This is a genomic window from Azohydromonas caseinilytica (genome assembly GCF_012927045.1).
Taxonomy (GTDB): domain Bacteria; phylum Pseudomonadota; class Gammaproteobacteria; order Burkholderiales; family Burkholderiaceae_C; genus Azohydromonas; species Azohydromonas caseinilytica.
The window spans coordinates 63,531-86,986 of sequence record NZ_JABBFW010000019.1 but is presented as its reverse complement, the minus strand read 5'-3'; the positions used below and the strand labels follow the sequence as shown (position 1 = coordinate 86,986).

Sequence of the window (23,456 nt, the reverse complement as noted above, 5' to 3'; positions counted from 1 at the left end):
GGCGGTCACCACCCGACGGGGCTCTCCATGTCCGACCTGAGCGAAGCCTCCGGCGCACGCGCCGACATCCCTCCGGCTCTGGTGGCGCGCAAACGCCCGCGTCCCGGCGAGCGCCGCACGCAGATCCTGCAGGCCCTGGCGGCGATGCTGGAGCAACCCGGCAGCGAGCGCGTCACCACCGCGGCGCTGGCGGCGCGGCTGGAGATCAGCGAGGCCGCGCTGTACCGCCACTTCGTGAGCAAGGCGCAGATGCTGGAGGCGCTGATCGAGTTCATCGAGACCAGCGTTTTCACATTGCTGAACCAGATTGCCGAGCGCGAGAGCTCCGGCGTGCAGCAGGCGCGGCGCTCGCTGGCGGTACTGCTGCAGTTCGCCGAGCGCAACCCCGGCATGGCGCGGCTGATGGCCGGCGACGCGCTGGCCTACGAGGACGAGCGGCTCAACGCGCGCATGAACCACTTCTTCGAACGCCTGGAGAGCCAGCTGCGCCAGAGCCTGCGCCTGGCGGCACAGGCGGCCGGTTCGCCCAGCCCCACGGCGGACGCGCAGGTGCAGGCCTCCATGCTTTGCGCCTTCGCGCTGGGACGCCTGCAGCGCTTCACGCGCTCGGGCTTCCAGCGCCCGCCCACCGAGTACCTGGAAGCCACGCTGGCGCTGATGCTGCGCTGAGGGGTTCCAATCGCTGCCATGGAAGGCAGCGACACCTGGATCGAACGCGGCGGCGAGCGGCTGCAGTTGCTGGCCGAGCACGCGCTGTGGTGGCCGGCGCGGCGCGCGCTGCTGGTGGCGGACGCGCATTTCGGCAAGGCCGCCAGTTTCAGAAGGCTCGGTGTGCCGGTGCCGCAGGGCACGACGGGGCGCAACCTGGATCGGCTCACCTCACTGATCGCCCGCCACGGCGCGCAACGCCTGCTGGTGCTGGGCGACTTCCTGCACTCGGCCCATGCCCATGGCGCGCCGGACACGCTGGCGGCGCTGTCGGCTTGGCGCGCGGCGCATGCGGACCTGGAGATCGTGCTGGTGCGCGGCAACCACGACGACCGCGCCGGCGACCCGCCGGCGGCGCTGGGCATCGAGGTGGTGGACGAGCCGCTGCGCCTTGGCGGCTTGGCGCTGTGCCACCACCCGCGGGCGCTGCCCGGCGCCTACGTGCTGGCGGGGCACCTGCATCCCTGCATCAGCGTCGGCCGAGGCTTTGAGCGGCTGCGGCTGCCATGCTTCCACGTCGGACCCGAGGTGGGCGTGCTGCCTGCCTTCGGTGCCTTCACCGGCATGCACCCGGTGCGGCCAGCACGTGGCGACGAGGTGTATGCGGTGGCGGGCGAGCTGGTGCGGCGGGTGTAGGGCCGGCGTCCCGGGCCGGGAAGGGGTGCTGGAGCGCTGGCTACACTGCCCACCCTCGCAAGAATCGCCGTCCCGTTTCGCCTGTCATGCCTGATTTCGATTCCCTGATCGCGCGCGCCGAGGCGCTGTTGAGCCGTCTGGAAGCGGTGCTGCCGCAGCCGCTGGCGGCGCCGGACTGGTCCGCTTCGGTGGCCTTCCGCTACCGCCGCCGCCGCGGTGCCGGCGTGCTGGAGCCGGTGCGGCATGTGGCGGGCATCCGCCTGTCGGACCTCAAGGAGGTCGAGCCCCAGAAGGAAAAGCTGCTGCGCAACACGGCGCAGTTCGTGGCGGGCAAGCCGGCCAACAACGCGCTGCTCACCGGCGCGCGCGGCACGGGCAAGAGCTCACTGGTGAAGGCCTGCCTCAACGAGTTCGCGCCGCAGGGCCTGCGGCTGATCGAGGTGGACAAGGCCGACATGGTCGATCTGCCGGACCTGGTGGAGCTGGTGGCCACGCGGCCGGAGCGTTTCATCGTGTTCTGCGACGACCTCAGCTTCGACGAGGGCGAGCCCGGCTACAAGGCGCTGAAGTCGATCCTGGACGGCTCCGTGGCCCAGGCCAGCGACAACGTGCTGATCTACGCCACCAGCAACCGCCGGCACCTGCTGCCCGAGTACATGAAGGAAAACCTCAGCTACACGCACACCGCCGATGGCGAGGTGCATCCGGGCGAGGTGGTGGAGGAGAAGATCTCGCTGTCCGAGCGCTTCGGCTTGTGGGTGAGCTTCTATCCCTTCAGCCAAGGTGAATTCCTGGCCATCGTGGCGCAGTGGCTGCGCAACCTGGGCGTGCCGGAGGAGCAGATTTCCGCGGCGCAGAAGGCCTCGCTGGTGTGGGCGCTGGAGCGCGGCTCGCGCTCGGGGCGCGTGGCGTACCAGTTCGCGCGTGACTGGGCCGGACGCGGGCATGAGGACGACGCCGCGCCGGCGCCGGCCGCCGCGGCCGAGGACGAGCCGCCGCAGGGACTGGACCATGTCTGAGGCGCGGCGCATCACCCAGCTGCCCGAAGGCCGCACGCCGGTGGAGGTGGCGGTGGGGGTGCTGATCGAGCGCGATGCCGCGGGCCGGGAAGGCCGCTTCCTGCTCACCAGCCGGCCCGAGGGCAAGGTCTACGCCGGGCACTGGGAGTTCCCGGGCGGCAAGCTGGAGGCGGGCGAGAGCGTCGAGGAGGCGCTGCGGCGCGAGCTGCACGAGGAGCTGGGCATCGACATCGACGTGGCCAGCGTGGAGCGCTGGCATGTGGAGATCTTCGACTACCCGCATGCGCTGGTGAGGCTGCACTTCTGCAAGGTCTACCGCTGGACGGGCCAGTTCGAGATGCGCGAGGCGCAGCAGATGGCCTGGCAGGCGCTGCCGGTGCAGGTAAGGCCGGTGCTGCCGGGCACGGTGCCCGTGCTGCAGTGGTTTGCGCAGGAGCGCGGGCATGCCGGGCCCACCCATATCGACTGAGTACACTGAAACGATGGATTGGCTGGATGAAGTGAAGTGGGACCGCGACGGTCTCGTGCCCGCGATCGCGCAGGAAGCCGGCAGCGGCGACGTGCTGATGTTCGCGTGGATGAACCGCGAGGCCCTGGCGCTGACGCTGCAGCGCGGCGAGGCCGTGTACTGGAGCCGCTCGCGCCGGCGCCTGTGGCACAAGGGCGAGGAATCGGGTCATGTGCAGCAGGTGCACGAGATCCGGCTCGATTGCGACGCCGACGTGGTGCTGCTCAAGGTGACGCAGCGCGGGCACGAGCCCGGCATCGCCTGCCACACCGGGCGCCATTCCTGCTTCTACCGCCGTCTGGAGAACGGCGCCTGGAGCGCCGTGGACCCGGTGCTCAAGGACCCGGAGAGCATCTACAAATGAGCAACCAACAAATGCAGCTGGGCGACGAGGTGCTGGCGCGGCTGGCGGAGGTGATCGAGTCCCGGCTGCCCGCCAACGGTGGCGACCCGGCCAAGAGCTACGTCGCCAAGCTTTCGGCCAAGGGCCTGGACGCGGTGCTCAAGAAGGTGGGCGAGGAGGCGGTCGAGGTCGTGATGGCGGCCAAGGACGGCGCTCGCGACAAGGTCATCTACGAGGTGGCGGACCTCTGGTTCCACAGCATGGTGGCGCTGGCCCAGTTCGGGCTGCGGCCCGCCGACGTGCTGGCCGAGCTGGCGCGGCGCGAGGGCCTGTCGGGACTGGAAGAATTCGCCCAGCGCAAGGGCTGACATCCCAAAGCAACAGGAGCTGCCATGGCCACGCCGCCGATGCTGCCGCCCGACAACGTGCCCGAGTGGGAGCGCGAGCGGCATTTGCGCACCATCGGGCAGATCAGCTACGCGCTGCACGCCATCGTGGCCGTGGGCGCGGTGCTGCCGGCCTTCCAGCCCAGCGTGCTGCTGCTGATCGCGGCCTTCATCCTGGACCTGGTGAAGAAGGACGATGCCCAGGGCAGCTGGCAGCAGTCGCACTTCGCCTGGCGCATCCGCAGCGTGCTGTGGGCCGCCGGGCTGTACCTGATCACGGCGCCGCTGTGGCTGCTGTTCTTCATCCCGGGCTGGATCGCCTGGGGCGTGATCTCGATCTGGTTCCTCTACCGCGTGGTGCGCGGCTGGCTCGCCCTCAACGAGCGCCGCCCCATGCCCGAATAACCCTCACTCCCTCTTTCATGAGCACCGACCCGAACTGCATCTTCTGCAAGATCGCCGCCGGCCAGATCCCGTCGCGCAAGGTGTACGAGGACGAGGAGATCCTCGTCTTCCACGACATCCATCCTTGGGCGCCAGTGCACGTGCTGATGGTGCCCAAGGCGCACATCCCGTCGATGGTCGAGGTCGGGCCGGAGCACGCGCCGTTGCTGGGCAAGATGATGGCGCTGGGCCCCAGGCTCATGCGCGAGCTGGGCGTGAGCAACGGCTTTCGCACCATCGTCAACACCGGCGCCGACGGTGGACAGGAAGTGGGGCACCTGCACATCCACTTCATCGGCGGCCCGCGGCCATGGGCCAAGGGCTGAGAGCCGCGGCTCCGAGCCCACCCGCGTGGGCTTGGACGGCTTGAAGGGCCTTCGCTGTGCGAAGGCGCGGGCTGCAAGGCTGAGCCGCGCAACGACGATGCGGCCGGCAAGGTGAACGATTTGGGCGCTGCGGCGCTCCAAGCCCGGAAGGGGGAACTGTCATACGGCTCCCCCTAGAATCCCGGGATTAACAAGGAGTTGCGGACATGGGTTCTTTCAGCATCTGGCATTGGCTGATCGTGCTGCTGGTGGTGGTGCTGATCTTTGGCACCAAGAAGCTCAAGAACCTGGGCTCTGACCTGGGTGGCGCGGTCAAGGGGTTCAAGGACGGCATGAAGGGCGCGACGGAAGACAACGGCAGCACCGCGGCCGTGCCGCCGCAGCAGGTGACGGCGCACAAGGTCGCCGATCCCAACACGGTGGACGTCGAGGCCAAGACCAAGTCCTGAGCCCGAGGCGGCGCGGCTGAGCGGGCATGCATCGCGCATGACGGGCCGCGCCTCATTGCAGTCCAGCGGCGCCACGGCGCCGCGCAACCTGTCTCCGGATGATTGATTTCGGTTTCGACAAGCTGGCGCTGATCGGCGCGGTGGCGCTGATCGTCATCGGCCCCGAGAAGTTGCCGCGCGTGGCGCGCACGGTGGGCCACCTCGTGGGCAAGGCGCAGCGCTATGTGGCCGACGTCAAGGCCGAGGTCAACCGCTCCATCGAGCTCGATGAACTCAAGAAGATGAAAACGCAGTTCGAGGATGCGGCTCGCAACGTCGAACAGAGCGTGAACCAGGAGCTGCACGACACCACGCGCGACCTGGAGCAGAGCTGGAACCAGGCCACGGGCCTGGGCAGCGGCACGGCGGCTGAGGGCTCGGTCTACGAGCCGCTGCCGCCGCACTATGAGCATCCGCGCAAGAACTGGCGGCTCAAGCGTGGTGCCACGCCCCAGTGGTACAAGCACCGCAACGGCGTGCGCACGCGGGTGCAGTCCGGTGCGGCCCGGGTGGCGCGCTTCAGGCCGCCGCGTGCTTCCTCATGAGCGCCCAGCCTCCGCAGAAAGACGAACTCGAAGGCACTGAACAGCCGTTCGTCGAACATCTGGTCGAGCTGCGCGACCGACTCATCAAGGCCCTGCTGGCCGTGGGCGTGGTCTTCGGCGTGCTGGCCGTGTGGCCCGGCCCCGCCGGGCTGTACGACCTGCTGGCCGCGCCGCTGGTGGCCAACCTGCCACAGGGCGCCACGCTGATCGCCACCAGCGTGATCTCGCCTTTCCTGGTGCCGCTCAAGATCACGCTGATGGCGGCGTTCCTGATCGCGCTGCCGGTGGTGCTCTACCAGGTCTGGGCCTTCGTGGCGCCAGGGCTGTACGCGCACGAGAAGCGGCTGGTGCTGCCGCTGGTGGTGGCCAGCACGGTGCTGTTCGCCATTGGCGTGGCGTTTTGCTATTTCTTCGTCTTCGGGCAGGTCTTCAAGTTCATCCAGAGCTTCGCGCCCAAGAGCATCACGGCGGCGCCGGACATCGAGGCCTACCTCAGCTTCGTGCTGACCATGTTCATCGCCTTCGGCGCCGCCTTCGAGGTGCCGGTGGCGGTGGTGGTGCTGGCGCGCATGGGCGTGGTGAGCATCGAACAGCTCAAGGCCTGGCGCGGCTACTTCATCGTCGTGGCCTTCATCATCGCCGCGGTCATCACGCCGCCGGACGTGGTGTCGCAGCTGTCGCTGGCGCTGCCGATGTGCCTGCTCTACGAGCTGGGGCTGTGGTCCGCCAAGCTGTTCATCCGGGCCACCAAGGCGCCGGACGAGGAAGCGAGCGGGGACAACGCCGCCTGACGCGAGTCGGTCGGTCAGGGTGGGCGGGCTTCAAGCGCATCGCCTTCCTGGCCTCCCCGGATAACGGCGGCCCGCGGGCCGCCGTTTGCGTTATGGGAGATTGCTTATTGCTCGCGCTGGCCCGGCTTGGGGCGCTGGCCCACGGTGAGCTTGATGTCCAGCGCCTGGTCGCCACGCTGCACGCCGATCACGGCGTCGCTGCGCGGCTTGAGTGCGGCCACCGCGCCCAGCAGCTGGGCCGTGTTGGCGACGGGGCGCTCGCCCACGCGCGTCACCACGTCGCCGGGCCGCATGCCGGCCTTGCCGGCCGGCCCGTTCTGCAGCACGCCGGAAATCAGCACGCCCTCGCGCACGGGCAACTTGAAACTCTGGATGAACTCGGGCGTGAGGTTCTGCGGCTCCACGCCGATCCAGCCGCGCGTGACCTGGCCGTCGCGGATGAGGCTCTCCATCACCTGGCGTGCCGTGTCGGCGGGAATGGCGAAGCCGATGCCCAGGCTGCCGCCGCTGCGCGAGAAGATGGCGGTGTTGATGCCCACGAGCTGGCCACGCGTGTCCACCAGCGCGCCGCCGGAGTTGCCGGGGTTGATGGCCGCGTCGGTCTGAATGAAGTTCTCGAAGGTGTTGATGCCGAGCTGGTTGCGCCCCAGCGCGCTGACGATGCCGGAGGTCACCGTCTGGCCAACGCCGAAGGGGTTGCCGATGGCCAGGACCACGTCGCCGACCTGCAAGCCCTCGGTCGCGCCGAAGGTGATGGCGGGCAGGCGCTCCAGGTCGATCTTGAGCACGGCGACGTCGGTCTCGGGGTCGCTGCCCACCAGCCGGGCCCGTGCCTGGCGGCCGTCGGCGAGCTGCACCTCGATCTCGTCGGCATCCTCGATGACGTGGTTGTTGGTCAGCAGGTAGCCGCTGCTGGAGACGATCACTGCGGAGCCCAGGCCCTTTTGCGGCTGCGCCGGGCCCTCGCCGTCGCGAAAGAAGAAGCGGAACCACGGGTCCTCGCCATGCGGGTTGTTGCGCACCGCGGCCTTGCGCGCCACCACGCTGGCGACCGTAGGTGCGGCCGCGCGCGCCGCGGCGCTGTAGCCGCCGCCCGCCGGTGCGGAAGTGCCCGGTGCCGGAGGCGGCGCGCTGGCGATGGCGACGACCTCGGGCAGCACCTGCGCGGACCCGCGGCGCAGCCACTCAGGCTTGAGCGTGCTCACGACGAAGAGCAGGGCGACGGCCACCGTGACGGCCTGCGAGAAAATCAGCCAGGTTCTGCGCATGAAAGGAAGCGGCAATGGGCAGCGTGACGCGTGCCGAGATAGAGCAATACCTGAACCAGGCGCTGGCGGCGGACCGCTTCAAGGATTATGGGCCGAACGGCCTGCAGGTCGAGGGCAGGGGTGAGGTGCGCCGCCTGGTTTCGGGCGTGACTGCCAGCCGGGCGCTGATCGAGGCCGCCATTGCCGACGGCGCCGACGCCATCCTGGTGCATCACGGCCTGTTCTGGCGCGGCCAGGACGGCCGCCTCACGGGCTGGCTGGCCGAGCGGGTGCGACTGCTGATGCGGCATGACATCAGCCTGTTTGCCTACCACCTGCCGCTGGATGCGCATGCCGAGTGGGGCAACAACGCGCAGCTGGGCCTCCAGTTGGGCCTGACGGCCGACGCACGCTTCGGCGAGCAGGAGCTGGGCTTCATCGGCGACGGCGGCGGCATCACCCTGGCGGCGCTGGCCCAGCGCGTCAGTGACCGGCTCGGCCGTGCGCCGCTGGTGCTGCCCGGCGACGGCCGGCCGCTGCGCCGCATCGCCTGGTGCACGGGCGGCGCGCAGGGCTGGTTCGAGGCAGCCATTGCCGCCGGAGCCGATGCCTACCTCACCGGCGAGGTGTCGGAGCCGCAGGCGCACCTGGCGCGCGAGACGGGCGTGGCCTTCCTGGCCTGCGGCCACCATGCCACCGAGCGCTACGGCGCGCCGGCACTGGCCACGCATGTGGCCGAACGCTTCGGCCTCGCGCACCGCTTCATCGACATCGACAACCCGGCCTGAACGACATGCAGACCACCGCAACCGAGCAGCCGCTGCTCGTGACCATGGGCGATCCGGCCGGCATCGGCCCGGAGATCGTGCTGCGCGCGCTCATGCGCGAGGACGCCCCGGCGGCGCTGGTGCTGGGCTGCCCGCAGGCGCTGCGCCGTGCCGCCGCGCTGCTGGGCGAGCTGACCTGGCCCATCGCGCAGCTGGCGTCGCCAGCCGACCTGGCGCTGTGCCCGCCGCGCTGCATCCCGGTGTGGGCGCCGCCGGGGTTGCCGACGGGCCTGGAGGCGTTGACCTGGGGGCAGATCGACGCGCGTGCGGGCCAGGCCGCGGCCCTGTGCATCGAGGCCGCGGTGCGGCTGCTGCAGCAGGGTCTCGGGCGTGCCATCGTCACCGCGCCCATCCACAAGGAAGCGCTGTCGGCGGCCGGCGTGCCTTACCCGGGCCACACCGAGATGCTGCAGGCGCTGGCGGCGCCGCAGGGTGGCGAGCCGCCGCCGGTGCGCATGATGCTGGCCAACGAGGAGCTGAAGGTGGTGCTGGTCACCATCCACATGGCGCTGCGCCGGGCGCTGGAGGTGCTGGATTTCGAAGGCGTGCTCTCGACCCTGCGCATCGCGCACCGCGCTGCGGCGGCCTGGGGCCAAGCCACGCCGCGCATCGCCGTGGCAGGGCTGAATCCGCATGCGGGCGAGGGCGGGCTGTTCGGCGACGAGGAGTTGCGCTTCATCGCGCCGGCGGTGCAGGCGGCGCGCGAGGAGGGCATCGACGCGCGCGGCCCCTTCGCGCCGGACACCGTGTTCATGCGCGCGCGCCACGCGCCGCCGCGGCACCCGGGCGAGTTCGACCTGGTGGTGGCGATGACGCACGACCACGGCCTGATCCCGGTGAAGTACCTGGGCGTGGAGCAGGGCGTGAACGTCACGCTGGGCCTGCCCTTCGTGCGCACCAGCCCCGACCACGGCACCGCCTTCGACATCGCCGGCCGTGGCGTGGCCGACGATGCCAGCCTGCGCGCGGCGCTGCGCATGGCGCTGGCGCTCAGTGGCGGGCCGGTCGCGGCTGCCGGCGCGGCTTAAGGCTGCTGAGGTTTCTGCAGCGCGTCGCGGATCTCGCGCAGCAGCACGATGTCTTCGGGCGCCGCGTCGGGCGTCTCGGCCGGCGGCGGCGCGGGCTCCTCGCGGCGCAGCCGGTTGATCTGCTTGACCATCAGGAAGATCACGAAGGCCAGGATCAGGAAGTTCAGCGCCACGGTGATGAAGCTGCCGTAGGCGAACAGCGGCACGCCGGCCTTGCTCAGTGCGTCGTAGGTCATGGGGCCGGTGTAGCCCGGCGGCGGGTCGGCCAGGCGGATGAAGTAGTTGGAGAAGTCGAGCCCGCCGACGACGCGGCCCACCAGCGGCATGATCAGGTCCTTGACCATCGAATCGACGATGCGCTGGAACGCCACGCCGATGATCACGCCGACCGCCAGGTCGACCACGTTGCCTTTCATCGCAAAGGCTTTGAACTCGGAAAAGAAACTCATTGGCCGGTCCTTTCAACGGTTTTTATTAACCCGGTTGTAGCGCCGGGCATACGTCCGGCAGCGGCCAGTATTTCGAGTTTTTGATCCGCGTCAAAGTGGCAATCCATACCGTGACGGACGCCCGGCAGCGTCAGCCACTCGAAAGGCTTTGTGTCAATCCTTGTCCGCTAGAATCTAGGGTTGCCCCTGAATCCGGAAAAGTTCCTGAGGAAGCTATGACAAAGCCTGAAGTCGACCAAGGCCGCCGCACCTGGGTGGCGATTGCCTGTGGCGCAGGTGCCGTCGGCGGTGTGGCCGCAGCCGTACCGTTCGTGAGCACCTTCACGCCCTCTGAGCGTGCCAAGGCCGCTGGTGCCGCCGTCGAGGCGGACATCAGCGCCCTCAAGCCCGGCGAAAAGATGACCGTGGAATGGCGCGGCAAGCCGGTGTGGATTGTCAAGCGCACTCCGGAGCAACTGGCGGGCCTGAAGAAGACGGATGCGCAGGTGGTGGACCCGAACTCCGAGCGCAAGCCCGCCGAGCTCACGCCTGAATACGCGCGCAACGAGTATCGCTCCATCAAGCCCGAGGTGCTGGTGGTCGTGGGCATCTGCTCGCACCTGGGCTGCTCGCCCAGCGACAAGTTCCAGGCCGGCGCGCAGCCTTCGCTGCCCGACGACTGGCAGGGCGGCTTCCTGTGCCCCTGCCACGGCTCGACCTTCGACATGGCCGGACGCGTGTTCAAGAACAAGCCCGCACCCGACAACCTCGAGGTGCCGCCGCACATGTACCTGTCGGACACCAAGCTGTTGATCGGCGAGGACAAGAAGGCCTGACTTCCAGGCTCCCGGAGAACACCTCATGGCTGAATTCAAGACCGTTCCCGCCGATGCGCCGGTCGCCCAGAAGCTGCTGAACTGGGTCGACAACCGCTTTCCGGCTTCCAAGCTCTACAAGGAGCACATGTCGGAGTACTACGCTCCGAAGAACTTCAACTTCTGGTACATCTTCGGCTCGCTGGCGATGCTGGTGCTGGTGATCCAGATCGTCACCGGCATCTTCCTGGTGATGCACTACAAGCCCGACGCGAATGTTGCCTTCGCATCGGTCGAGTACATCATGCGCGACGTGCCCTGGGGCTGGCTGGTGCGCTACATGCACTCTACCGGCGCCTCGGCCTTCTTCGTCGTGGTCTACCTACACATGTTCCGCGGGCTGCTCTACGGCAGCTACCGCAAGCCGCGCGAGCTGGTGTGGGTGTTCGGCTGCGCCATCTTCCTGGCGCTGATGGCCGAGGCCTTCATGGGCTACCTGCTGCCCTGGGGCCAGATGAGCTACTGGGGCGCGCAGGTGATCGTGAACCTGTTCGCCGCCGTGCCCTTCGTGGGCCCGGACCTGGCGCTGCTGATCCGCGGCGACTACGTCGTGTCGGATGCCACGCTCAACCGCTTCTTCAGCTTCCACGTCATCGCCGTGCCGCTGGTGCTGCTGGGCCTGGTGGTGGCGCACATCATCGCGCTGCATGAAGTGGGCTCCAACAACCCCGACGGAGTGGAGATCAAGGCCAAGAAGGACGCGCTGGGCCGCCCGCTTGACGGCATCCCCTTCCACCCGTACTACACGGTGCACGACATCTTCGGCGTGAGCGTGTTCCTCATCGCCTTCAGCGCGGTGGTGTTCTTCGCGCCCGAGTTCGGCGGCTACTTCCTGGAGTACAACAACTTCATCCCGGCCGACCCGCTGAAGACGCCCGCGCACATCGCGCCGGTGTGGTACTTCACGCCGTTCTACTCGATGCTGCGCGCCACGACCGACGTGATGGTCAACGTGCTGTCGGTGGTCGTCGCGCTGGCCGCGGTGCTGGCCGTGCTCAAGGGCCGTCTGCCGGGCAAGGCCAAGGTCGGCGTGCTCGTGGGTGCCATCGTGGCGGTCGCGCTGCTCAAGACCTTCGACGCCAAGTTCTGGGGCGTGGTGGTGATGGGCGGTGCCGTGATCATCCTGTTCTTCCTGCCCTGGCTGGACTTCAGCCCGGTCAAGTCGATCCGCTACCGTCCGAACTGGCACAAGTACCTGTACGCCGTGTTCGTGGTCTTCTTCGTCGTGCTGGCCTACCTGGGCATCCAGCCGCCGTCGGAGATCGGCACCCTGGTGGCGCAGGTCGGCACGCTGTTCTACTTCGGCTTCTTCCTGCTGATGCCGTGGTGGACCCGCCTGGGCGAATTCAAGCCGGTGCCCGAGCGCGTCGTGTTCAAGGCGCATTGAGGCCAGAAGCCGGAGAAGCTCGAATGAAAAAGTTCATCCTTTCGCTCCTGGCCTCGCTGGCCATGGCCACCTCCGCCTTTGCCGCCGGCGGCGGCATCGCCTGGGACAAGTTCCCGGCGGACAAGCTCAACGACATGGCGGCGCTGCAAAACGGCGCCAAGCTCTTCGTCAACTACTGCCTCAACTGCCACTCGGCGGCGTTCATGCGCTACAACCGCATGCGCGACATCGGGCTGACCGACGAGCAGATCAAGGGCAACCTGATGTTCGCCACCGACAAGGTGGGCGACCTGATGAAGGTGTCGCTGGATGCGCGCCAGGCCAAGGAGTGGTTCGGCGCCACGCCGCCCGACCTCACCGTCATCGCGCGCTCGCGCGCCGACGGCGCCAAGGGCAGCGGTGCGGACTACCTCTACACTTACCTGCGTACGTTCTACCGCGACGATGCCAAGGCCACCGGCTGGAACAACTTGGCCTTCCCCAGCGTGGGCATGCCGCACGTGCTGTGGGAGCTGCAGGGCCAGCGCATCGCCAAGTTCGAGGAGGAGAAGGACCCGCACGACGCCAGCAAGGTGGTGCATGTCTTCAAGGGCTTCGAACAGGTGACGCCGGGTAAGCTCAAGCCTGAGGAGTTCGACAGTGCCATGGGCGACCTGGTGGCCTACCTGCAGTGGATGGGCGAGCCGGTGCAGAAGCAGCGCGTGCGCCTGGGCGTGGCGGTGCTGATCTTCCTGGGCCTGTTCACCTTCATCGCCTGGCGCCTGAACGCTGCCTACTGGAAGGACATCAAGTAAGACCGCATTGAACCGGCCCTGAAAGGCCGGCCAGACCCGCGCAGTGGGAGGCGTTGCCGCCCACTGCGCTTCATCTTTTTCAGAGAGACAACAAGGAGCCGATGCCATGATGGTGCTCTACTCGGGAACGACCTGCCCCTACTCGCACCGCTGCCGCTTTGTCCTGTTCGAAAAGGGCATGGACTTCGAGATCCGCGATGTTGACCTCTTCGCCAAGCCCGAAGACATCGCGCTGATGAACCCGTACAACGAGGTGCCGATCCTGGTCGAGCGCGACCTCATCCTGTACGAGTCGCACATCATCAACGAGTACATCGACGAGCGCTTCCCGCACCCGCAGCTCATGCCCGGCGACCCGGTGGCGCGCGCGCGCGTGCGGCTGTTCCTGCTCAACTTCGAGAAGGAGCTGTTCACGAACGTCAACGTGCTCGAAGGCCGCGGCCAAGCCGTCAAGCCCACCGACAAGCAGCTGGAGAAGGCGCGCGCGCAGATCAAGGACCGGCTCACGCAGCTGGCCCCGATCTTCGTGAAGAACAAGTACATGCTCGGCGACGACTTCTCGATGCTGGACGTGGCCATCGCCCCGCTGCTGTGGCGCCTGGACTACTACGGCATCGACATGTCCAAGAACGCCGCGCCGCTGCTCAAGTACGCCGAGCGCATCTTCTCGCGCCCGGCCTACATCGAGGCGCTGACGCCTTCCGAGAAGGTGATGCGCAAGTAAGTCATGAACGAGGCTTCCACCGACCAGGGCTCCAGCACGCGCCCGTACCTGATCCGGGCGCTGCACGACTGGTGCACCGACAACGGCTTCACGCCCTACCTGGCGGTCTTCGTGGACCGCAGCGTGCAGGTGCCGCTGGAGTACGTGAAGAACAACGAGATCGTGCTCAACATCGGCTTCGAGGCGACCTCGGGGCTGAAGCTGGGCAACGAGTTCATCGAGTTCAAGGCCCGCTTCGGCGGCCGTGCGCGCGAGATCGTGGTGCCGGTGGACCATGTGGTGGCCATCTACGCGCGCGAGAACGGGCAGGGCATGGCCTTCCCCGCGCCCGCCGCGGCCGAGGCGCCGCAGGAACCGGCACCGGCGCCCGCGGTGCCGCAGGGGTTGCGGCTGGCCTCGGCCGAGTCCGAGAACGGGGCGCAGCCGCCCGCGCCCGCAGCCGAGGACGTGGCTTCTTCCACGCCCGAGACGCCGCCCGAGCCGCCCGCGCCGGGCCGTCCGTCCCTCAAGCGCATCAAGTGACTCCGCGGCGGATAAAATCCGCCGCAGCCGTGCCGGCTTAGCTCAGTTGGTAGAGCAGCTGCCTTGTAAACAGCAGGTCGCCCGTTCGATTCGGGCAGCCGGCACCACCGGTCCCACAGCGGCGCGTACTTGAGAAAGTACGCGCCGCTTTTTCATTTCCTGGTCCGAGCGGGCGTGGTGCAGGTCTGGGCCGTGACCCTTGGGGAACCCAAGGTGGTGTCGTGAGCCGGCGCTGCAGCGCCGGCGGTGCCTCGGCCAATCAGGGCTGCAGGTGAATGCGGATGCGCTTGTCGCCGAAGCCCGCATCGCGCAGATGCTGCTCGATGCGCGGCAGCAACTGACGCAGCTTGGCCGCCACCGCGGCGTTGGGCGCCAGCAGCGTCCAGCCTTCGCCGTCCACCGGGCCGGCGCGCAGCTGCTGGCGCAGCGCCGCGGGCAGGATGCGCGTCGCCACTTCGAAGCGCTGGTTCGATTCGCGCAGCCGCTGCGTCAGGCGCTGCAGCGCCGCGTGCTCGTTGAGGACCTTGGACAGCTCAAGGGCAGGGGGCAGCGTGGTGGCCATGTCCAAAGTGTAGCCAGCGCCGCCATGGCCTCCCCGCGGGCGCGGCCTTGACGCCCCTGGCGGGCAGAGGCCGGGTGGCGCCGGGCGCCAAAGACCCGGGTGTTAAACTGCCCGGCTTGCCCGCCGCGGCGCCCCGCGGCTTTGCTCCTCTTTATTGCCACTGCATGTTGCCCAAGCTCCTGACCCAGATTTTCGGCAGTCGCAACGACCGCCTCCTGAAGCAGTACCGGCGCGTGGTGGAGCAGATCAACGCCCTGGAGCCCCAGTTCGAGAAGCTCGACGACGCGGCGCTGCAGGCCAAGACCGGCGAGTTCCGCCAGCGCCTGGCCCAGGGCGAGACGCTGGATGCGCTGCTGCCCGAAGCCTTCGCCACGGTGCGTGAAGCCGGCAAGCGCGTGCTCAAGATGCGCCACTTCGACGTGCAGCTCATCGGCGGCATGACGCTGCACCAGGGCAAGATCGCCGAGATGCGCACCGGCGAGGGCAAGACCCTCATGGCCACGCTGCCCGTGTACCTCAATGCGCTGCCGGGCAAGGGCGTGCATGTGGTCACCGTCAACGACTACCTCGCCCGCCGCGACGCGGAGTGGATGGGGCGGCTCTACAACTTCCTGGGCCTGAGCGTCGGCGTCAACGTGCCGGGCCTGATGCGCGAGCAGAAGCAGGCGGCCTACGCGGCCGACGTCACCTACGGCACGAACAACGAGTTCGGCTTCGACCTGCTGCGCGACAACATGGTCTACGAGGTCAGCGACCGCAGCCAGCGCGGCCTCAACTACGCCATCGTGGACGAGGTGGACTCCATCCTCATCGACGAGGCGCGCACGCCGCTGATCATCAGCGGCCAGGCCGAGGACCACACCGAGCTGTACGTGCGCATCAACGTCGTCGTGCCCAAGCTCAAGAAGCAGATCGGCGAGGCCGACCCGCGCACCGGCGAGGGCGTGATCGAGCCGGGCGACTTCACGGTGGACGAGAAGACGCACCAGGTCTACCTCACCGAGGCCGGCCACGAGCATGCAGAAGCCATCCTGACCGAGGCCGGCCTGCTGGCCGAGGGCGCGAGCCTGTACGACCCGGCCAACATCGCGCTGATGCACCACGTGTACGCGGCGCTGCGCGCGCACCACCTCTACAACCGCGACCAGCACTACGTGGTGCAGAACGGTGAAGTGGTGATCGTGGACGAGTTCACCGGCCGCCTCATGACCGGCCGGCGCTGGAGCGACGGCCTGCACCAGGCGGTGGAAGCCAAGGAAGGCGTGCAGATCCAGAGCGAGAACCAGACCCTCGCCTCGATCACCTTCCAGAACTACTTCCGCATGTACGGCAAGCTCGGCGGCATGACGGGCACGGCCGACACCGAGGCCTACGAGTTCCAGGAGATCTACGGGCTGGAGACGGTGGTCATCCCGCCCAACAGGCCCACCATCCGCAAGGACGAGCTGGACCTGGTCTACAAGACGACCAAGGAAAAGTACGACGCCGTCACCAAGGACATCCAGGACTGCCACCAGCGCGGGCAGCCGGTGCTGGTGGGCACGACCTCGATCGAGAACTCCGAGATCGTCTCGGCGCTGCTGACCCAGGCCAAGCTGCCGCACCAGGTGCTCAACGCCAAGCAGCACGCCAAGGAGGCCGAGATCGTGGCCCAGGCCGGGCGCCCGGGCGTGATCACGATCGCCACCAACATGGCCGGCCGCGGCACCGACATCGTGCTCGGCGGCAACGTCGAGAAGCAGGTGCAGTTCATCGAGGCCGACGAGGGCATCCCGGCCGACGAGAAGGCGCGCCGCATCCAGCAGCTGCGCGACGAGTGGGCCGGGCTCAATGCCCAGGTCAAGGCCGCCGGCGGCCTGCGCATCATCGCCACCGAGCGCCACGAGAGCCGGCGCATCGACAACCAGCTGCGCGGCCGCTCCGGCCGTCAGGGCGACCCGGGCAGCTCGCGCTTCTACCTGAGCCTGGACGACTCGCTGATGCGCATCTTCGCGGGCGACCGCGTGCGCGCCATCATGGACCGGCTCAAGATGCCCGAGGGCGAGGCCATCGAGGCCGGCATCGTCACCCGTTCCATCGAGAGCGCGCAGCGCAAGGTCGAGGCCCGCAACTTCGACGTCCGCAAGCAGCTGCTGGAGTACGACGACGTCGCCAACGACCAGCGCAAGGTCATCTACCAGCAGCGCAACGACATCCTGGAAGCCGAGTCGCTGGACGACCAGATCGCCAACCTGCGCCACAGCACCATGACCGCGCTGGTGCGCGAGCATGTGCCCGCCGAGAGCCTGGAAGAGCAGTGGGACCTGGCCGGCCTGGAGCGCCAGCTGCGCGAGGAATGGCAGATCGAGCTGCCGCTGCAGTCCATCGTCGAAGGCAGCCAGTCCGTCACCGACGAGGACATCGTCGAGGCCGTGGTGAAGGCCGCCGACGAGGTCTTCGCCGCCAAGGTCGCGCTGGTGGGGGCCGAGCAGTTCACGCCCTTCATGCGCATGGTGCTGCTGCAGTCCATCGACACCCACTGGCGCGAGCACCTGGCCGCGCTGGACTACCTGCGCCAGGGCATCCACCTGCGCGGCTACGCGCAGAAGAACCCCAAGCAGGAATACAAGCGCGAGGCCTTCGAGCTCTTCGCCCAGCTGCTGGACCTGGTCAAGACCGAGGTCACGCGCGTGCTGATGACGGTGCGCATCCAGACGCAGGAGCAGGTGGCGCAGGCCGCCGAGGCCATCGAGGAAGCTGCCGGCCATGTGGGCAACGTGACCTACACGCACCCCAACGACGACGGCTCGGTGTCGCAGGACCGCGACCTGGCCGACGAGGTGCCCAAGGTCGGCCGCAACGATCCCTGCCCCTGTGGCAGCGGCAAGAAATACAAGCAGTGCCACGGCAAGCTCAGCTGAGCTGAGCGCCGAGCCGACAAGCAAGGAGTCGATTCGATGCCCGTCAACCTGACCGCGCCCGATCCCGCCACGCTCTCGCCGGTGCCCGGCGTGCGCATCGGCACCGCCATGGCCGGCGTGCGCAAGCCCAACCGCCGCGATGTCACCGTCATGACGCTGGCCGAGGGCTCGGCCGTGGCCGGCGTGTTCACGCTCAACCGCTTCTGTGCCGCGCCGGTGCAGCTGTGCCGCGAGCACCTGGCCGGCGGCACCGGCGTGCGCGCCATCGTCATCAACACCGGCAATGCCAACGCCGGCACCGGCGAGGACGGCCTGGTGCGTGCGCGCCGCACCTGCATCGCGCTGGCGCGGCAGCTGGAGATCGCGCCCGAGCAGGTGCTGCCGTTCTCCACCGGCGTGATCATGGAAACGCTGCCGGTGGAGCGCATCGAGGCCGGGCTGCCGGCGGCGCTGGCGGACCTCAAGGAGGACAACTGGGCGCTGGCGGCCGAAGGCATCATGACCACCGACACGCTGCCCAAGGCGGCGTCGCGCCAGGTGCGGATCGGCGGCCGCACCGTCACCGTCACCGGCATCAGCAAGGGCGCCGGCATGATCCGCCCCAACATGGCCACGATGTTGGGCTTCGTCGCCACCGACGCCGTCGTCGCCCCGGCGCTGCTGCAGCCGCTGGTCAAGGAAGCGGCCGACGCCAGCTTCAACCGCATCACCATCGACGGCGACACCTCCACCAACGACTCCTTCGTGCTGATCGCCACCCGGCAGGCCGGCCACGCCGAGATCACGGCGCTGGACTCCGCCGAAGGGCAGGCGCTGCGCGAGGCCGTGATCGCCGTGTCGCAGCAACTGGCGCAGGCCATCGTGCGCGACGGCGAGGGCGCCACCAAGTTCATCACCGTGCGCATCGACGGCGGCCGCACCGAGGCCGAGTGCCGGCTGGCGGCCTACGCCATCGCGCATTCGCCGCTGGTCAAGACCGCCTTCTTCGCTAGCGACCCGAACCTGGGCCGCATCCTGGCCGCGGTGGGCTACGCCGGCATCGACGATCTCGACCAGGGCCTGATCGACCTGTTCCTGGACGACGTGCACGTGGTGGTGCAGGGTGGCCGGCATCCGGACTACCAGGAGGCCGACGGCCAGCGCGTGATGAAGCAGTCCGAGATCACGGTGCGGGTGGACCTGCACCGCGGCGACGCCAGCGCCACCGTCTGGACCTGCGACCTCTCGCACGACTACGTCAGCATCAACGCCGACTACCGCTCCTGAGCGAGCCCGCGGCGGCCGCTGCCGTGCCGCCGCGCTGATCTCCTGATCGATTCCCGGTGCCGTTCCCGGCGCCGCAACGCCCCGCCAGTTCCCCTTGATCCCGGGGGAAACCCTGTGCGGGGTACAGTTCTTTTTTTCGCGCTCACCCGGGTGCGAACCGCGCCCGCCCCCCATGAACGCACCCATTCCCGTCAACACCCTGGCTGCCGCCGCCGTGGCGGCCACTGTCGAAGACACGCCGCGCCTGCGCGAGATTCCCTACAACTACACCTCGTTTTCCGACCGCGAGATCGTGTCGCGGTTGCTGGGCGAGCGTGCCTGGGACCTGCTGCTGCAGCTGCGCGAGCAGCGCCAGACCGGACGCTCGGCGCGCATGCTCTACGAGGTGCTGGGCGACATCTGGGTGGTGCAGCGCAACCCGTACCTGCAGGACGACCTGCTGGACAACCCCAAGCGCCGCGAGGCGCTGATCCAGGCCCTGCACCACCGCCTGGGCGAGATCGGCAAGCGCCGCGATCCGCAGGTCGATGCGCAGCGCGACACCCTGGTGGGCGAGCTGCTGGGAGCGGCGCAGAAGGCGGTGGCGGACTTCGGCGCTGCCTTCACCGAGATCGAGGAGCTGCGCCGGCGCGCGCGGCGCGTGCTGGGCCGCCACACGGCCAAGGACAACATCAAGTTCGACGGCCTCTCGCGCGTGGCGCACGTCACGGACGCCACCGACTGGCGCGTGGAGTTCCCCTTCGTCGTGCTCACCCCCGACAGCGAGGCCGAGATGGCGGCGCTGGTCAAGGATTGCGTGGAGCTGGGCCTGACCATCATCCCGCGTGGGGGCGGCACCGGCTACACGGGCGGCGCGGTGCCGCTGACCTGGAAGAGCGCGGTCATCAACACCGAGAAGCTGGAGCAGATGACCGAGGTCGAGCTGGTCGATCTGCCCGGCGTGCCGCACAAGGTGGCCACCATCTGGACCGGCGCCGGCGTGGTGACGCAGCGCGTGGCCGATGCCGCCGAGCGCGCGGGCTATGTCTTCGCCGTCGATCCGACCTCGGCCGAGGCCAGCTGCGTGGGCGGCAACATCGCCATGAACGCCGGCGGCAAGAAGGCGGTGCTGTGGGGCACGGCGCTGGACAACCTGGCCTCCTGGCGCATGGTCACGCCCGAGGCCAAGTGGCTGGAGGTGGTCCGCCTGGAGCACAACCTCGGCAAGATCCACGACGCACCCAGGGTGCGCTTCGAGCTGCGCTACTACGACGCCGCCGGCAAGACGCTGGAGCGCACCGAGCTGATCGAGGTGCCGGGCAGCGTGTTCCGCAAGGAAGGCCTGGGCAAGGACGTCACCGACAAGTTCCTGGCCGGCATTCCCGGCATCCAGAAGGAAGGCTGCGACGGCCTGATCACCAGCGCGCGCTGGGTGGTGCACCGCATGCCCGCGCATGTGCGCACCGTGTGCCTGGAGTTCTTCGGCAACGCCAAGGACGCCGTGCCCTCGATCGTCGAGATCAAGGATTTCATGTTCGCCCAGGCCAAGGCCGGCGGCGCGATCCTGGCCGGCCTGGAGCACCTGGACGACCGCTATTTGAAGGCGGTGGGCTACGCCACCAAGAGCAAGCGCGGCACGCTGCCCAAGATGGTGCTGATCGGCGACATCGTCGGTGACGACGACGCGGCCGTGGCCCGCGCCACCAGCGAGGTGGTGCGCCTGGCCAACGGCCGCTCCGGCGAGGGCTTCATCGCCGTCAGCGCCGATGCCCGCAAGAAATTCTGGCTGGACCGCAAGCGCACCGCGGCCATCGCGCGCCACACCAACGCCTTCAAGGTGAATGAGGACGTGGTGATCCCGCTGGAGCGCATGGGCGAGTACACCAACGGCATCGAGCGCATCAACATCGAGCTGAGCCTGCGCAACAAGCTGCAGCTGGTCGATGCGCTGGAAGGCTTCTTCGCCCGCGGCAACTTGCCCTTGGGCCGAAGCGACGATGCGAGTGAAATCCCCAGCGCCGAGCTGCTGGAGGACCGGGTGCAGCAGGCGCTGCAGCTGCTGCGCGAGGTGCGCGCGCTGTGGAAGGGCTGGCTGGACCAGCTCGACGTGACGCAGCAGCACTACGGCGGGCGCAGCTTCTTCGAGCTGCTGCAGGACACCTCGCTGCGCGCGTCGTGGAAGACGCAGATCTTCAAGCCGCTGCAGGGTGTCTTTGCCGGCGCGGCCTTCGCGCCGATCCTGGACGAGTGCCGCCGCATCCACAAGCAGGTGCTGCGCGGCCGGGTCTGGGTGGCGCTGCACATGCATGCCGGCGACGGCAACGTGCACACCAACATCCCGGTGAACTCCGACGACTATGAAATGCTGCAGACCGCCCACGAGGCGGTGGGCCGCATCATGGTGCTGGCGCGCAGCCTGGGCGGCGTGATCTCGGGCGAGCACGGCATCGGCATCACCAAGCTGGAGTTCCTCACCGACGAGGAGCTGCAGGGCTTTGCCGACTACAAGCAGCGCGTCGATCCGGAAGGGCGCTTCAACAAGGGCAAGCTGCTGCGCAACCCGCAGGCGCTGGGCCCGGACGTGCGCGCCGCCGACCTTGCGCATGCCTACACGCCCAGCTTCGGGCTGATGGGGCACGAGTCGCTGATCATGCAGCAGAGCGACATCGGCGCCATCAGCGACTCGATCAAGGACTGCCTGCGCTGCGGCAAGTGCAAGCCCGTGTGCGCCACGCACGTGCCGCGCGCCAACCTGCTGTACAGCCCGCGCAACAAGATCCTGGCCACCTCGCTGCTGGTCGAGGCTTTCCTGTACGAGGAGCAGACGCGCCGCGGCGTGTCGATCAAGCACTGGCAGGAGTTCGAGGACGTGTCGGACCACTGCACGGTCTGCCACAAGTGCGCCACGCCCTGCCCGGTGAAGATCGACTTCGGCGACGTGTCGATGAACATGCGCAACCTGCTGCGCAAGATGGGCCAGAAGAGTTTCAGGCCCGGCAACGCGGCGGCGATGTTCATGCTCAACGCAACGAACCCCGCGACCATCAACCTGGCGCGCAGCGCCATGGTGGACATCGGCTTCAAGGCGCAGCGCTTCGCCCACGACCTGTTCAAGCTGCCCGCGCGCAAGCAGACCAGCCTGCCGCCGGCCACGCACGAGAAGGCGCCGGTGCGCGAGCAGGTGATCCACTTCGTCAACAAGAAGCTGCCCGGCGGCCTGCCCAAGAAGACGGCGCGCGCGCTGCTGGACATCGAGGACAAGAACTACGTCCCCATCATCCGCAACCCACAGGCGACGACGGCGGACACGGAGGCGGTCTTCTACTTCCCGGGCTGCGGCTCGGAGCGGCTGTTCAGCCAGGTGGGCCTGGCGACGCAGGCGATGCTGTGGCATGCGGGCGTGCAGACGGTGCTGCCCCCGGGCTACCTGTGCTGCGGCTACCCGCAGCGCGGCAGCGGCCAGTTCGAGAAGGCGGAACAGATCATCACGGACAACCGGGTGCTGTTCCACCGCGTGGCCAACACGCTCAACTACCTCGACATCAAGACCGTGGTGGTGAGCTGCGGCACCTGCTACGACCAGCTCCAGGGCTACGAGTTCGACAAGATCTTCCCCGGCTGCCGCATCGTGGACATCCACGAGTACCTGCTGGAGAAGGGCATCAAGCTCGACGGCGCGGGCACGTACCTCTACCACGACCCCTGCCACACGCCCATGAAGCAGCAGGAGCCGATGAAGACGGTCAAGGCGCTGGTGGGCCCGGACGTGTTCAAGAGCGAGCGCTGCTGCGGCGAGAGCGGCACGCTGGGCGTGACCCGGCCCGACATCTCCACGCAGGTGCGCTTCCGCAAGACCGAGGAACTGCGCAAGAGCGAGGCCGCGCTGCGCGGGGCCGGCAAGGTCGGCGCCAAGGAGGACATCAAGATCCTCACCTCCTGCCCGAGCTGCCTGCAGGGCCTGAGCCGCTACGGCGAGGACCTCAACAACGGGCTGCTGCAGGCCGACTACATCGTGGTCGAGATGGCGCGCAAGATCCTGGGCGAGAACTGGATGCCCGACTACGTGGCCCAGGCCAACGCCGGCGGCATCGAGCGCGTGCTGGTCTGAGGCCGGCCGGGCTCTAGCTCTCGTCCGCGGCGTCGCCGGCCCGGCGCCGGCGGCGCGGCGTGTCGTCGTCCTCGGGTTGCGTGCCGGGGCTCTTGAAGTGGTGCATGCGCCGCTCCAGCTGCGCCAGCACGACCAGGATCGCCAGCACGATGAGCGTGGCCAGCAGCGCGGTGGCCTCGCGGCCTTGCCCCACCGCCACGCCGATGGCCGCGGTGGCCCAGATGCTGGCCGCAGTGGTGAGCCCGCGGATCTCGCCCTGCTCGCTGAGCTTGAGCACCGCGCCCGCGCCCAGGAAGCCGATGCCCGAGATCACGCCCTGCAGCACGCGGCTCAGGCCGTCCTCCTCCAGGCCGGCCTGCGCGGGCGCCAGCACGAACAGCGCCGCGCCCAGGGCCACCAGCATGTGCGTGCGCAGCCCCGCCGCGCTGCGCCGCCGCTCGCGCTCCCAACCGATGGCGGCCCCGAGCAGGATGGCCACCGTCAGCCGCGTGCAGGCCCGGGTGAGCTGCTCCACGTCGGAGAGGTCCACGAACTCCGACTCGATCGTCTTCAGCACCTGGGCCCAGCTCATCGCACCGACGCATCGGCGTCACACCGAAGACCGTTTGTTGTCAT

The 23,456-nt window shown here is 68.5% G+C and carries 25 protein-coding genes and 1 tRNA gene; 22 read left to right on the top strand and 4 right to left on the bottom strand.

What is annotated here, in order from left to right; genetic code table 11:
• Nucleotides 1–27: 27 nt before the first annotated feature.
• From slmA to tatC, 11 genes are all read left to right on the top strand, one after another.
• Nucleotides 28–669, top strand: coding sequence for a nucleoid occlusion factor SlmA (gene slmA / locus HHL10_RS21575; protein WP_169162464.1), 642 nt, complete (start codon nt 28–30; stop codon nt 667–669).
• 18 nt (nt 670–687) lie between these two features.
• Nucleotides 688–1,344 (top strand): ligase-associated DNA damage response endonuclease PdeM, encoded by a 657-nt coding sequence (pdeM, locus tag HHL10_RS21570; protein WP_169162463.1) that lies wholly within the window; start codon nt 688–690, stop codon nt 1,342–1,344.
• An 86-nt stretch (nt 1,345–1,430) separates the two neighbouring features.
• A complete protein-coding gene (locus HHL10_RS21565) occupies nt 1,431–2,363 on the top strand; it encodes an ATP-binding protein (protein ID WP_169162462.1) in 933 nt (310 codons plus the stop codon).
• Nucleotides 2,356–2,832 (top strand): NUDIX domain-containing protein, encoded by a 477-nt coding sequence (locus HHL10_RS21560; RefSeq protein WP_169162461.1) that lies wholly within the window; start codon nt 2,356–2,358, stop codon nt 2,830–2,832. The genes HHL10_RS21565 and HHL10_RS21560 overlap by 8 nt, the downstream gene beginning before the upstream one ends.
• Nucleotides 2,833–2,845: 13 nt before the next feature.
• Nucleotides 2,846–3,235 (top strand): phosphoribosyl-AMP cyclohydrolase, encoded by a 390-nt coding sequence (gene hisI / locus HHL10_RS21555; RefSeq protein WP_169162460.1) that lies wholly within the window; start codon nt 2,846–2,848, stop codon nt 3,233–3,235.
• A complete protein-coding gene (locus HHL10_RS21550) occupies nt 3,232–3,582 on the top strand; it encodes a phosphoribosyl-ATP diphosphatase (RefSeq protein WP_169162459.1) in 351 nt (116 codons plus the stop codon). Before hisI ends, HHL10_RS21550 begins: the two co-directional genes overlap by 4 nt.
• A gap of 24 nt (nt 3,583–3,606) precedes the next feature.
• The gene (locus tag HHL10_RS21545) at nt 3,607–4,005 is read left to right on the top strand and encodes a DUF4870 family protein (protein ID WP_235971702.1); all 399 of its coding nucleotides are present in this window, start codon (nt 3,607–3,609) and stop codon (nt 4,003–4,005) included.
• Nucleotides 4,006–4,022: 17 nt separating this feature from the next.
• Nucleotides 4,023–4,370, top strand: a complete 348-nt coding sequence (locus HHL10_RS21540) for a histidine triad nucleotide-binding protein (RefSeq protein ID WP_169162458.1) — start codon at nt 4,023–4,025, stop codon at nt 4,368–4,370.
• 206 nt (nt 4,371–4,576) lie between these two features.
• Nucleotides 4,577–4,819 carry a Sec-independent protein translocase subunit TatA gene (tatA, locus tag HHL10_RS21535; protein ID WP_169162457.1) on the top strand — a complete coding sequence of 81 codons (243 nt, stop codon included), beginning with the start codon at nt 4,577–4,579 and terminating at the stop codon, nt 4,817–4,819.
• A 98-nt stretch (nt 4,820–4,917) separates the two neighbouring features.
• Complete coding sequence (gene tatB / locus HHL10_RS21530) at nt 4,918–5,403, top strand: Sec-independent protein translocase protein TatB (protein WP_169162456.1); 486 nt, start codon at nt 4,918–4,920, stop codon at nt 5,401–5,403.
• Nucleotides 5,400–6,194: a twin-arginine translocase subunit TatC gene (gene tatC, locus HHL10_RS21525; protein ID WP_169162455.1), complete on the top strand. Its 795-nt coding sequence runs from the start codon at nt 5,400–5,402 to the stop codon at nt 6,192–6,194. Before tatB ends, tatC begins: the two co-directional genes overlap by 4 nt.
• Nucleotides 6,195–6,298: 104 nt before the next feature.
• On the opposite strand, the gene HHL10_RS21520 is transcribed toward tatC, so the two are convergent.
• Nucleotides 6,299–7,462: a S1C family serine protease gene (locus HHL10_RS21520; protein WP_169162454.1), complete on the bottom strand. Its 1,164-nt coding sequence runs from the start codon at nt 7,460–7,462 to the stop codon at nt 6,299–6,301.
• Between the two features lie 14 nt (nt 7,463–7,476).
• Between HHL10_RS21520 and HHL10_RS21515 the strand changes: the two genes are divergently transcribed.
• Both HHL10_RS21515 and pdxA read left to right on the top strand, forming a co-directional pair.
• Nucleotides 7,477–8,229, top strand: coding sequence for a Nif3-like dinuclear metal center hexameric protein (locus tag HHL10_RS21515; RefSeq protein WP_169162453.1), 753 nt, complete (start codon nt 7,477–7,479; stop codon nt 8,227–8,229).
• A 5-nt stretch (nt 8,230–8,234) separates the two neighbouring features.
• Entirely contained in the window at nt 8,235–9,296 is a 1,062-nt protein-coding gene (gene pdxA / locus HHL10_RS21510; RefSeq protein WP_235971701.1) for a 4-hydroxythreonine-4-phosphate dehydrogenase PdxA, read from the top strand.
• Here pdxA and mscL read toward each other — a convergent pair.
• Nucleotides 9,293–9,745 (bottom strand): large conductance mechanosensitive channel protein MscL, encoded by a 453-nt coding sequence (gene mscL, locus HHL10_RS21505; protein ID WP_169162452.1) that lies wholly within the window; start codon nt 9,743–9,745, stop codon nt 9,293–9,295. The two genes, pdxA and mscL, sit on opposite strands and share 4 nt — an antisense overlap.
• A gap of 215 nt (nt 9,746–9,960) precedes the next feature.
• Here mscL and petA point away from each other — a divergent pair, with 215 nt between their 5' ends.
• The 6 genes from petA (at nt 9,961) to HHL10_RS21475 (ending at nt 14,133) form a co-directional block, all read left to right on the top strand.
• Complete coding sequence (gene petA, locus HHL10_RS21500; RefSeq protein WP_169162451.1) at nt 9,961–10,560, top strand: ubiquinol-cytochrome c reductase iron-sulfur subunit; 600 nt, start codon at nt 9,961–9,963, stop codon at nt 10,558–10,560.
• A gap of 25 nt (nt 10,561–10,585) precedes the next feature.
• Nucleotides 10,586–11,986, top strand: a complete 1,401-nt coding sequence (locus tag HHL10_RS21495; RefSeq protein ID WP_169162450.1) for a cytochrome b — start codon at nt 10,586–10,588, stop codon at nt 11,984–11,986.
• 23 nt (nt 11,987–12,009) lie between these two features.
• On the top strand, nt 12,010–12,780 hold the full coding sequence (locus HHL10_RS21490; protein WP_169162449.1) for a cytochrome c1: 771 nt from the start codon (nt 12,010–12,012) through the stop codon (nt 12,778–12,780).
• Between the two features lie 106 nt (nt 12,781–12,886).
• Nucleotides 12,887–13,504 (top strand): glutathione S-transferase N-terminal domain-containing protein, encoded by a 618-nt coding sequence (locus tag HHL10_RS21485; RefSeq protein ID WP_169162448.1) that lies wholly within the window; start codon nt 12,887–12,889, stop codon nt 13,502–13,504.
• Nucleotides 13,505–13,507: 3 nt separating this feature from the next.
• Nucleotides 13,508–14,026, top strand: coding sequence for a ClpXP protease specificity-enhancing factor (locus tag HHL10_RS21480; RefSeq protein ID WP_169162447.1), 519 nt, complete (start codon nt 13,508–13,510; stop codon nt 14,024–14,026).
• 31 nt (nt 14,027–14,057) lie between these two features.
• Nucleotides 14,058–14,133: transfer RNA gene (locus HHL10_RS21475), tRNA-Thr, on the top strand.
• Nucleotides 14,134–14,285: 152 nt separating this feature from the next.
• On the opposite strand, the gene HHL10_RS21470 is transcribed toward HHL10_RS21475, so the two are convergent.
• The gene (locus tag HHL10_RS21470; protein WP_169162446.1) at nt 14,286–14,588 is read right to left on the bottom strand and encodes a hypothetical protein; all 303 of its coding nucleotides are present in this window, start codon (nt 14,586–14,588) and stop codon (nt 14,286–14,288) included.
• 164 nt (nt 14,589–14,752) lie between these two features.
• Between HHL10_RS21470 and secA the strand changes: the two genes are divergently transcribed.
• The 3 genes from secA (at nt 14,753) to HHL10_RS21455 (ending at nt 22,841) form a co-directional block, all read left to right on the top strand.
• Nucleotides 14,753–17,488 carry a preprotein translocase subunit SecA gene (secA, locus tag HHL10_RS21465; protein WP_169162445.1) on the top strand — a complete coding sequence of 912 codons (2,736 nt, stop codon included), beginning with the start codon at nt 14,753–14,755 and terminating at the stop codon, nt 17,486–17,488.
• A 36-nt stretch (nt 17,489–17,524) separates the two neighbouring features.
• Nucleotides 17,525–18,754, top strand: coding sequence for a bifunctional glutamate N-acetyltransferase/amino-acid acetyltransferase ArgJ (gene argJ / locus HHL10_RS21460; RefSeq protein ID WP_169162444.1), 1,230 nt, complete (start codon nt 17,525–17,527; stop codon nt 18,752–18,754).
• 172 nt (nt 18,755–18,926) lie between these two features.
• Nucleotides 18,927–22,841 carry a DUF3683 domain-containing protein gene (locus tag HHL10_RS21455; protein ID WP_169162443.1) on the top strand — a complete coding sequence of 1,305 codons (3,915 nt, stop codon included), beginning with the start codon at nt 18,927–18,929 and terminating at the stop codon, nt 22,839–22,841.
• Nucleotides 22,842–22,854: 13 nt separating this feature from the next.
• Here the strand turns inward: HHL10_RS21455 and HHL10_RS21450 are convergent, their stop codons facing one another.
• Nucleotides 22,855–23,412, bottom strand: a complete 558-nt coding sequence (locus HHL10_RS21450) for an MgtC/SapB family protein (protein WP_169162442.1) — start codon at nt 23,410–23,412, stop codon at nt 22,855–22,857.
• Between the last annotated feature and the right edge of the window lie 44 nt (nt 23,413–23,456).

Coding starts and splice junctions, on each gene's coding strand:
- HHL10_RS21540 (WP_169162458.1), top strand. CDS start 4,023: ATGAGCACCGACCCGAACTGCATCTTCTGCAAGATCGCCGCCGGCCAG.
- HHL10_RS21545 (WP_235971702.1), top strand. CDS start 3,607: ATGGCCACGCCGCCGATGCTGCCGCCCGACAACGTGCCCGAGTGGGAG.
- tatC (WP_169162455.1), top strand. CDS start 5,400: ATGAGCGCCCAGCCTCCGCAGAAAGACGAACTCGAAGGCACTGAACAG.
- HHL10_RS21455 (WP_169162443.1), top strand. CDS start 18,927: ATGAACGCACCCATTCCCGTCAACACCCTGGCTGCCGCCGCCGTGGCG.
- HHL10_RS21515 (WP_169162453.1), top strand. CDS start 7,477: ATGGGCAGCGTGACGCGTGCCGAGATAGAGCAATACCTGAACCAGGCG.
- pdeM (WP_169162463.1), top strand. CDS start 688: ATGGAAGGCAGCGACACCTGGATCGAACGCGGCGGCGAGCGGCTGCAG.
- petA (WP_169162451.1), top strand. CDS start 9,961: ATGACAAAGCCTGAAGTCGACCAAGGCCGCCGCACCTGGGTGGCGATT.
- HHL10_RS21520 (WP_169162454.1), bottom strand. CDS start 7,462: ATGCGCAGAACCTGGCTGATTTTCTCGCAGGCCGTCACGGTGGCCGTC.
- HHL10_RS21470 (WP_169162446.1), bottom strand. CDS start 14,588: ATGGCCACCACGCTGCCCCCTGCCCTTGAGCTGTCCAAGGTCCTCAAC.
- HHL10_RS21495 (WP_169162450.1), top strand. CDS start 10,586: ATGGCTGAATTCAAGACCGTTCCCGCCGATGCGCCGGTCGCCCAGAAG.
- mscL (WP_169162452.1), bottom strand. CDS start 9,745: ATGAGTTTCTTTTCCGAGTTCAAAGCCTTTGCGATGAAAGGCAACGTG.
- secA (WP_169162445.1), top strand. CDS start 14,753: ATGTTGCCCAAGCTCCTGACCCAGATTTTCGGCAGTCGCAACGACCGC.
- tatB (WP_169162456.1), top strand. CDS start 4,918: ATGATTGATTTCGGTTTCGACAAGCTGGCGCTGATCGGCGCGGTGGCG.
- slmA (WP_169162464.1), top strand. CDS start 28: ATGTCCGACCTGAGCGAAGCCTCCGGCGCACGCGCCGACATCCCTCCG.
- HHL10_RS21560 (WP_169162461.1), top strand. CDS start 2,356: ATGTCTGAGGCGCGGCGCATCACCCAGCTGCCCGAAGGCCGCACGCCG.
- pdxA (WP_235971701.1), top strand. CDS start 8,235: ATGCAGACCACCGCAACCGAGCAGCCGCTGCTCGTGACCATGGGCGAT.
- HHL10_RS21490 (WP_169162449.1), top strand. CDS start 12,010: ATGAAAAAGTTCATCCTTTCGCTCCTGGCCTCGCTGGCCATGGCCACC.
- HHL10_RS21450 (WP_169162442.1), bottom strand. CDS start 23,412: ATGAGCTGGGCCCAGGTGCTGAAGACGATCGAGTCGGAGTTCGTGGAC.
- HHL10_RS21550 (WP_169162459.1), top strand. CDS start 3,232: ATGAGCAACCAACAAATGCAGCTGGGCGACGAGGTGCTGGCGCGGCTG.
- argJ (WP_169162444.1), top strand. CDS start 17,525: ATGCCCGTCAACCTGACCGCGCCCGATCCCGCCACGCTCTCGCCGGTG.
- HHL10_RS21565 (WP_169162462.1), top strand. CDS start 1,431: ATGCCTGATTTCGATTCCCTGATCGCGCGCGCCGAGGCGCTGTTGAGC.
- hisI (WP_169162460.1), top strand. CDS start 2,846: ATGGATTGGCTGGATGAAGTGAAGTGGGACCGCGACGGTCTCGTGCCC.
- tatA (WP_169162457.1), top strand. CDS start 4,577: ATGGGTTCTTTCAGCATCTGGCATTGGCTGATCGTGCTGCTGGTGGTG.
- HHL10_RS21485 (WP_169162448.1), top strand. CDS start 12,887: ATGATGGTGCTCTACTCGGGAACGACCTGCCCCTACTCGCACCGCTGC.
- HHL10_RS21480 (WP_169162447.1), top strand. CDS start 13,508: ATGAACGAGGCTTCCACCGACCAGGGCTCCAGCACGCGCCCGTACCTG.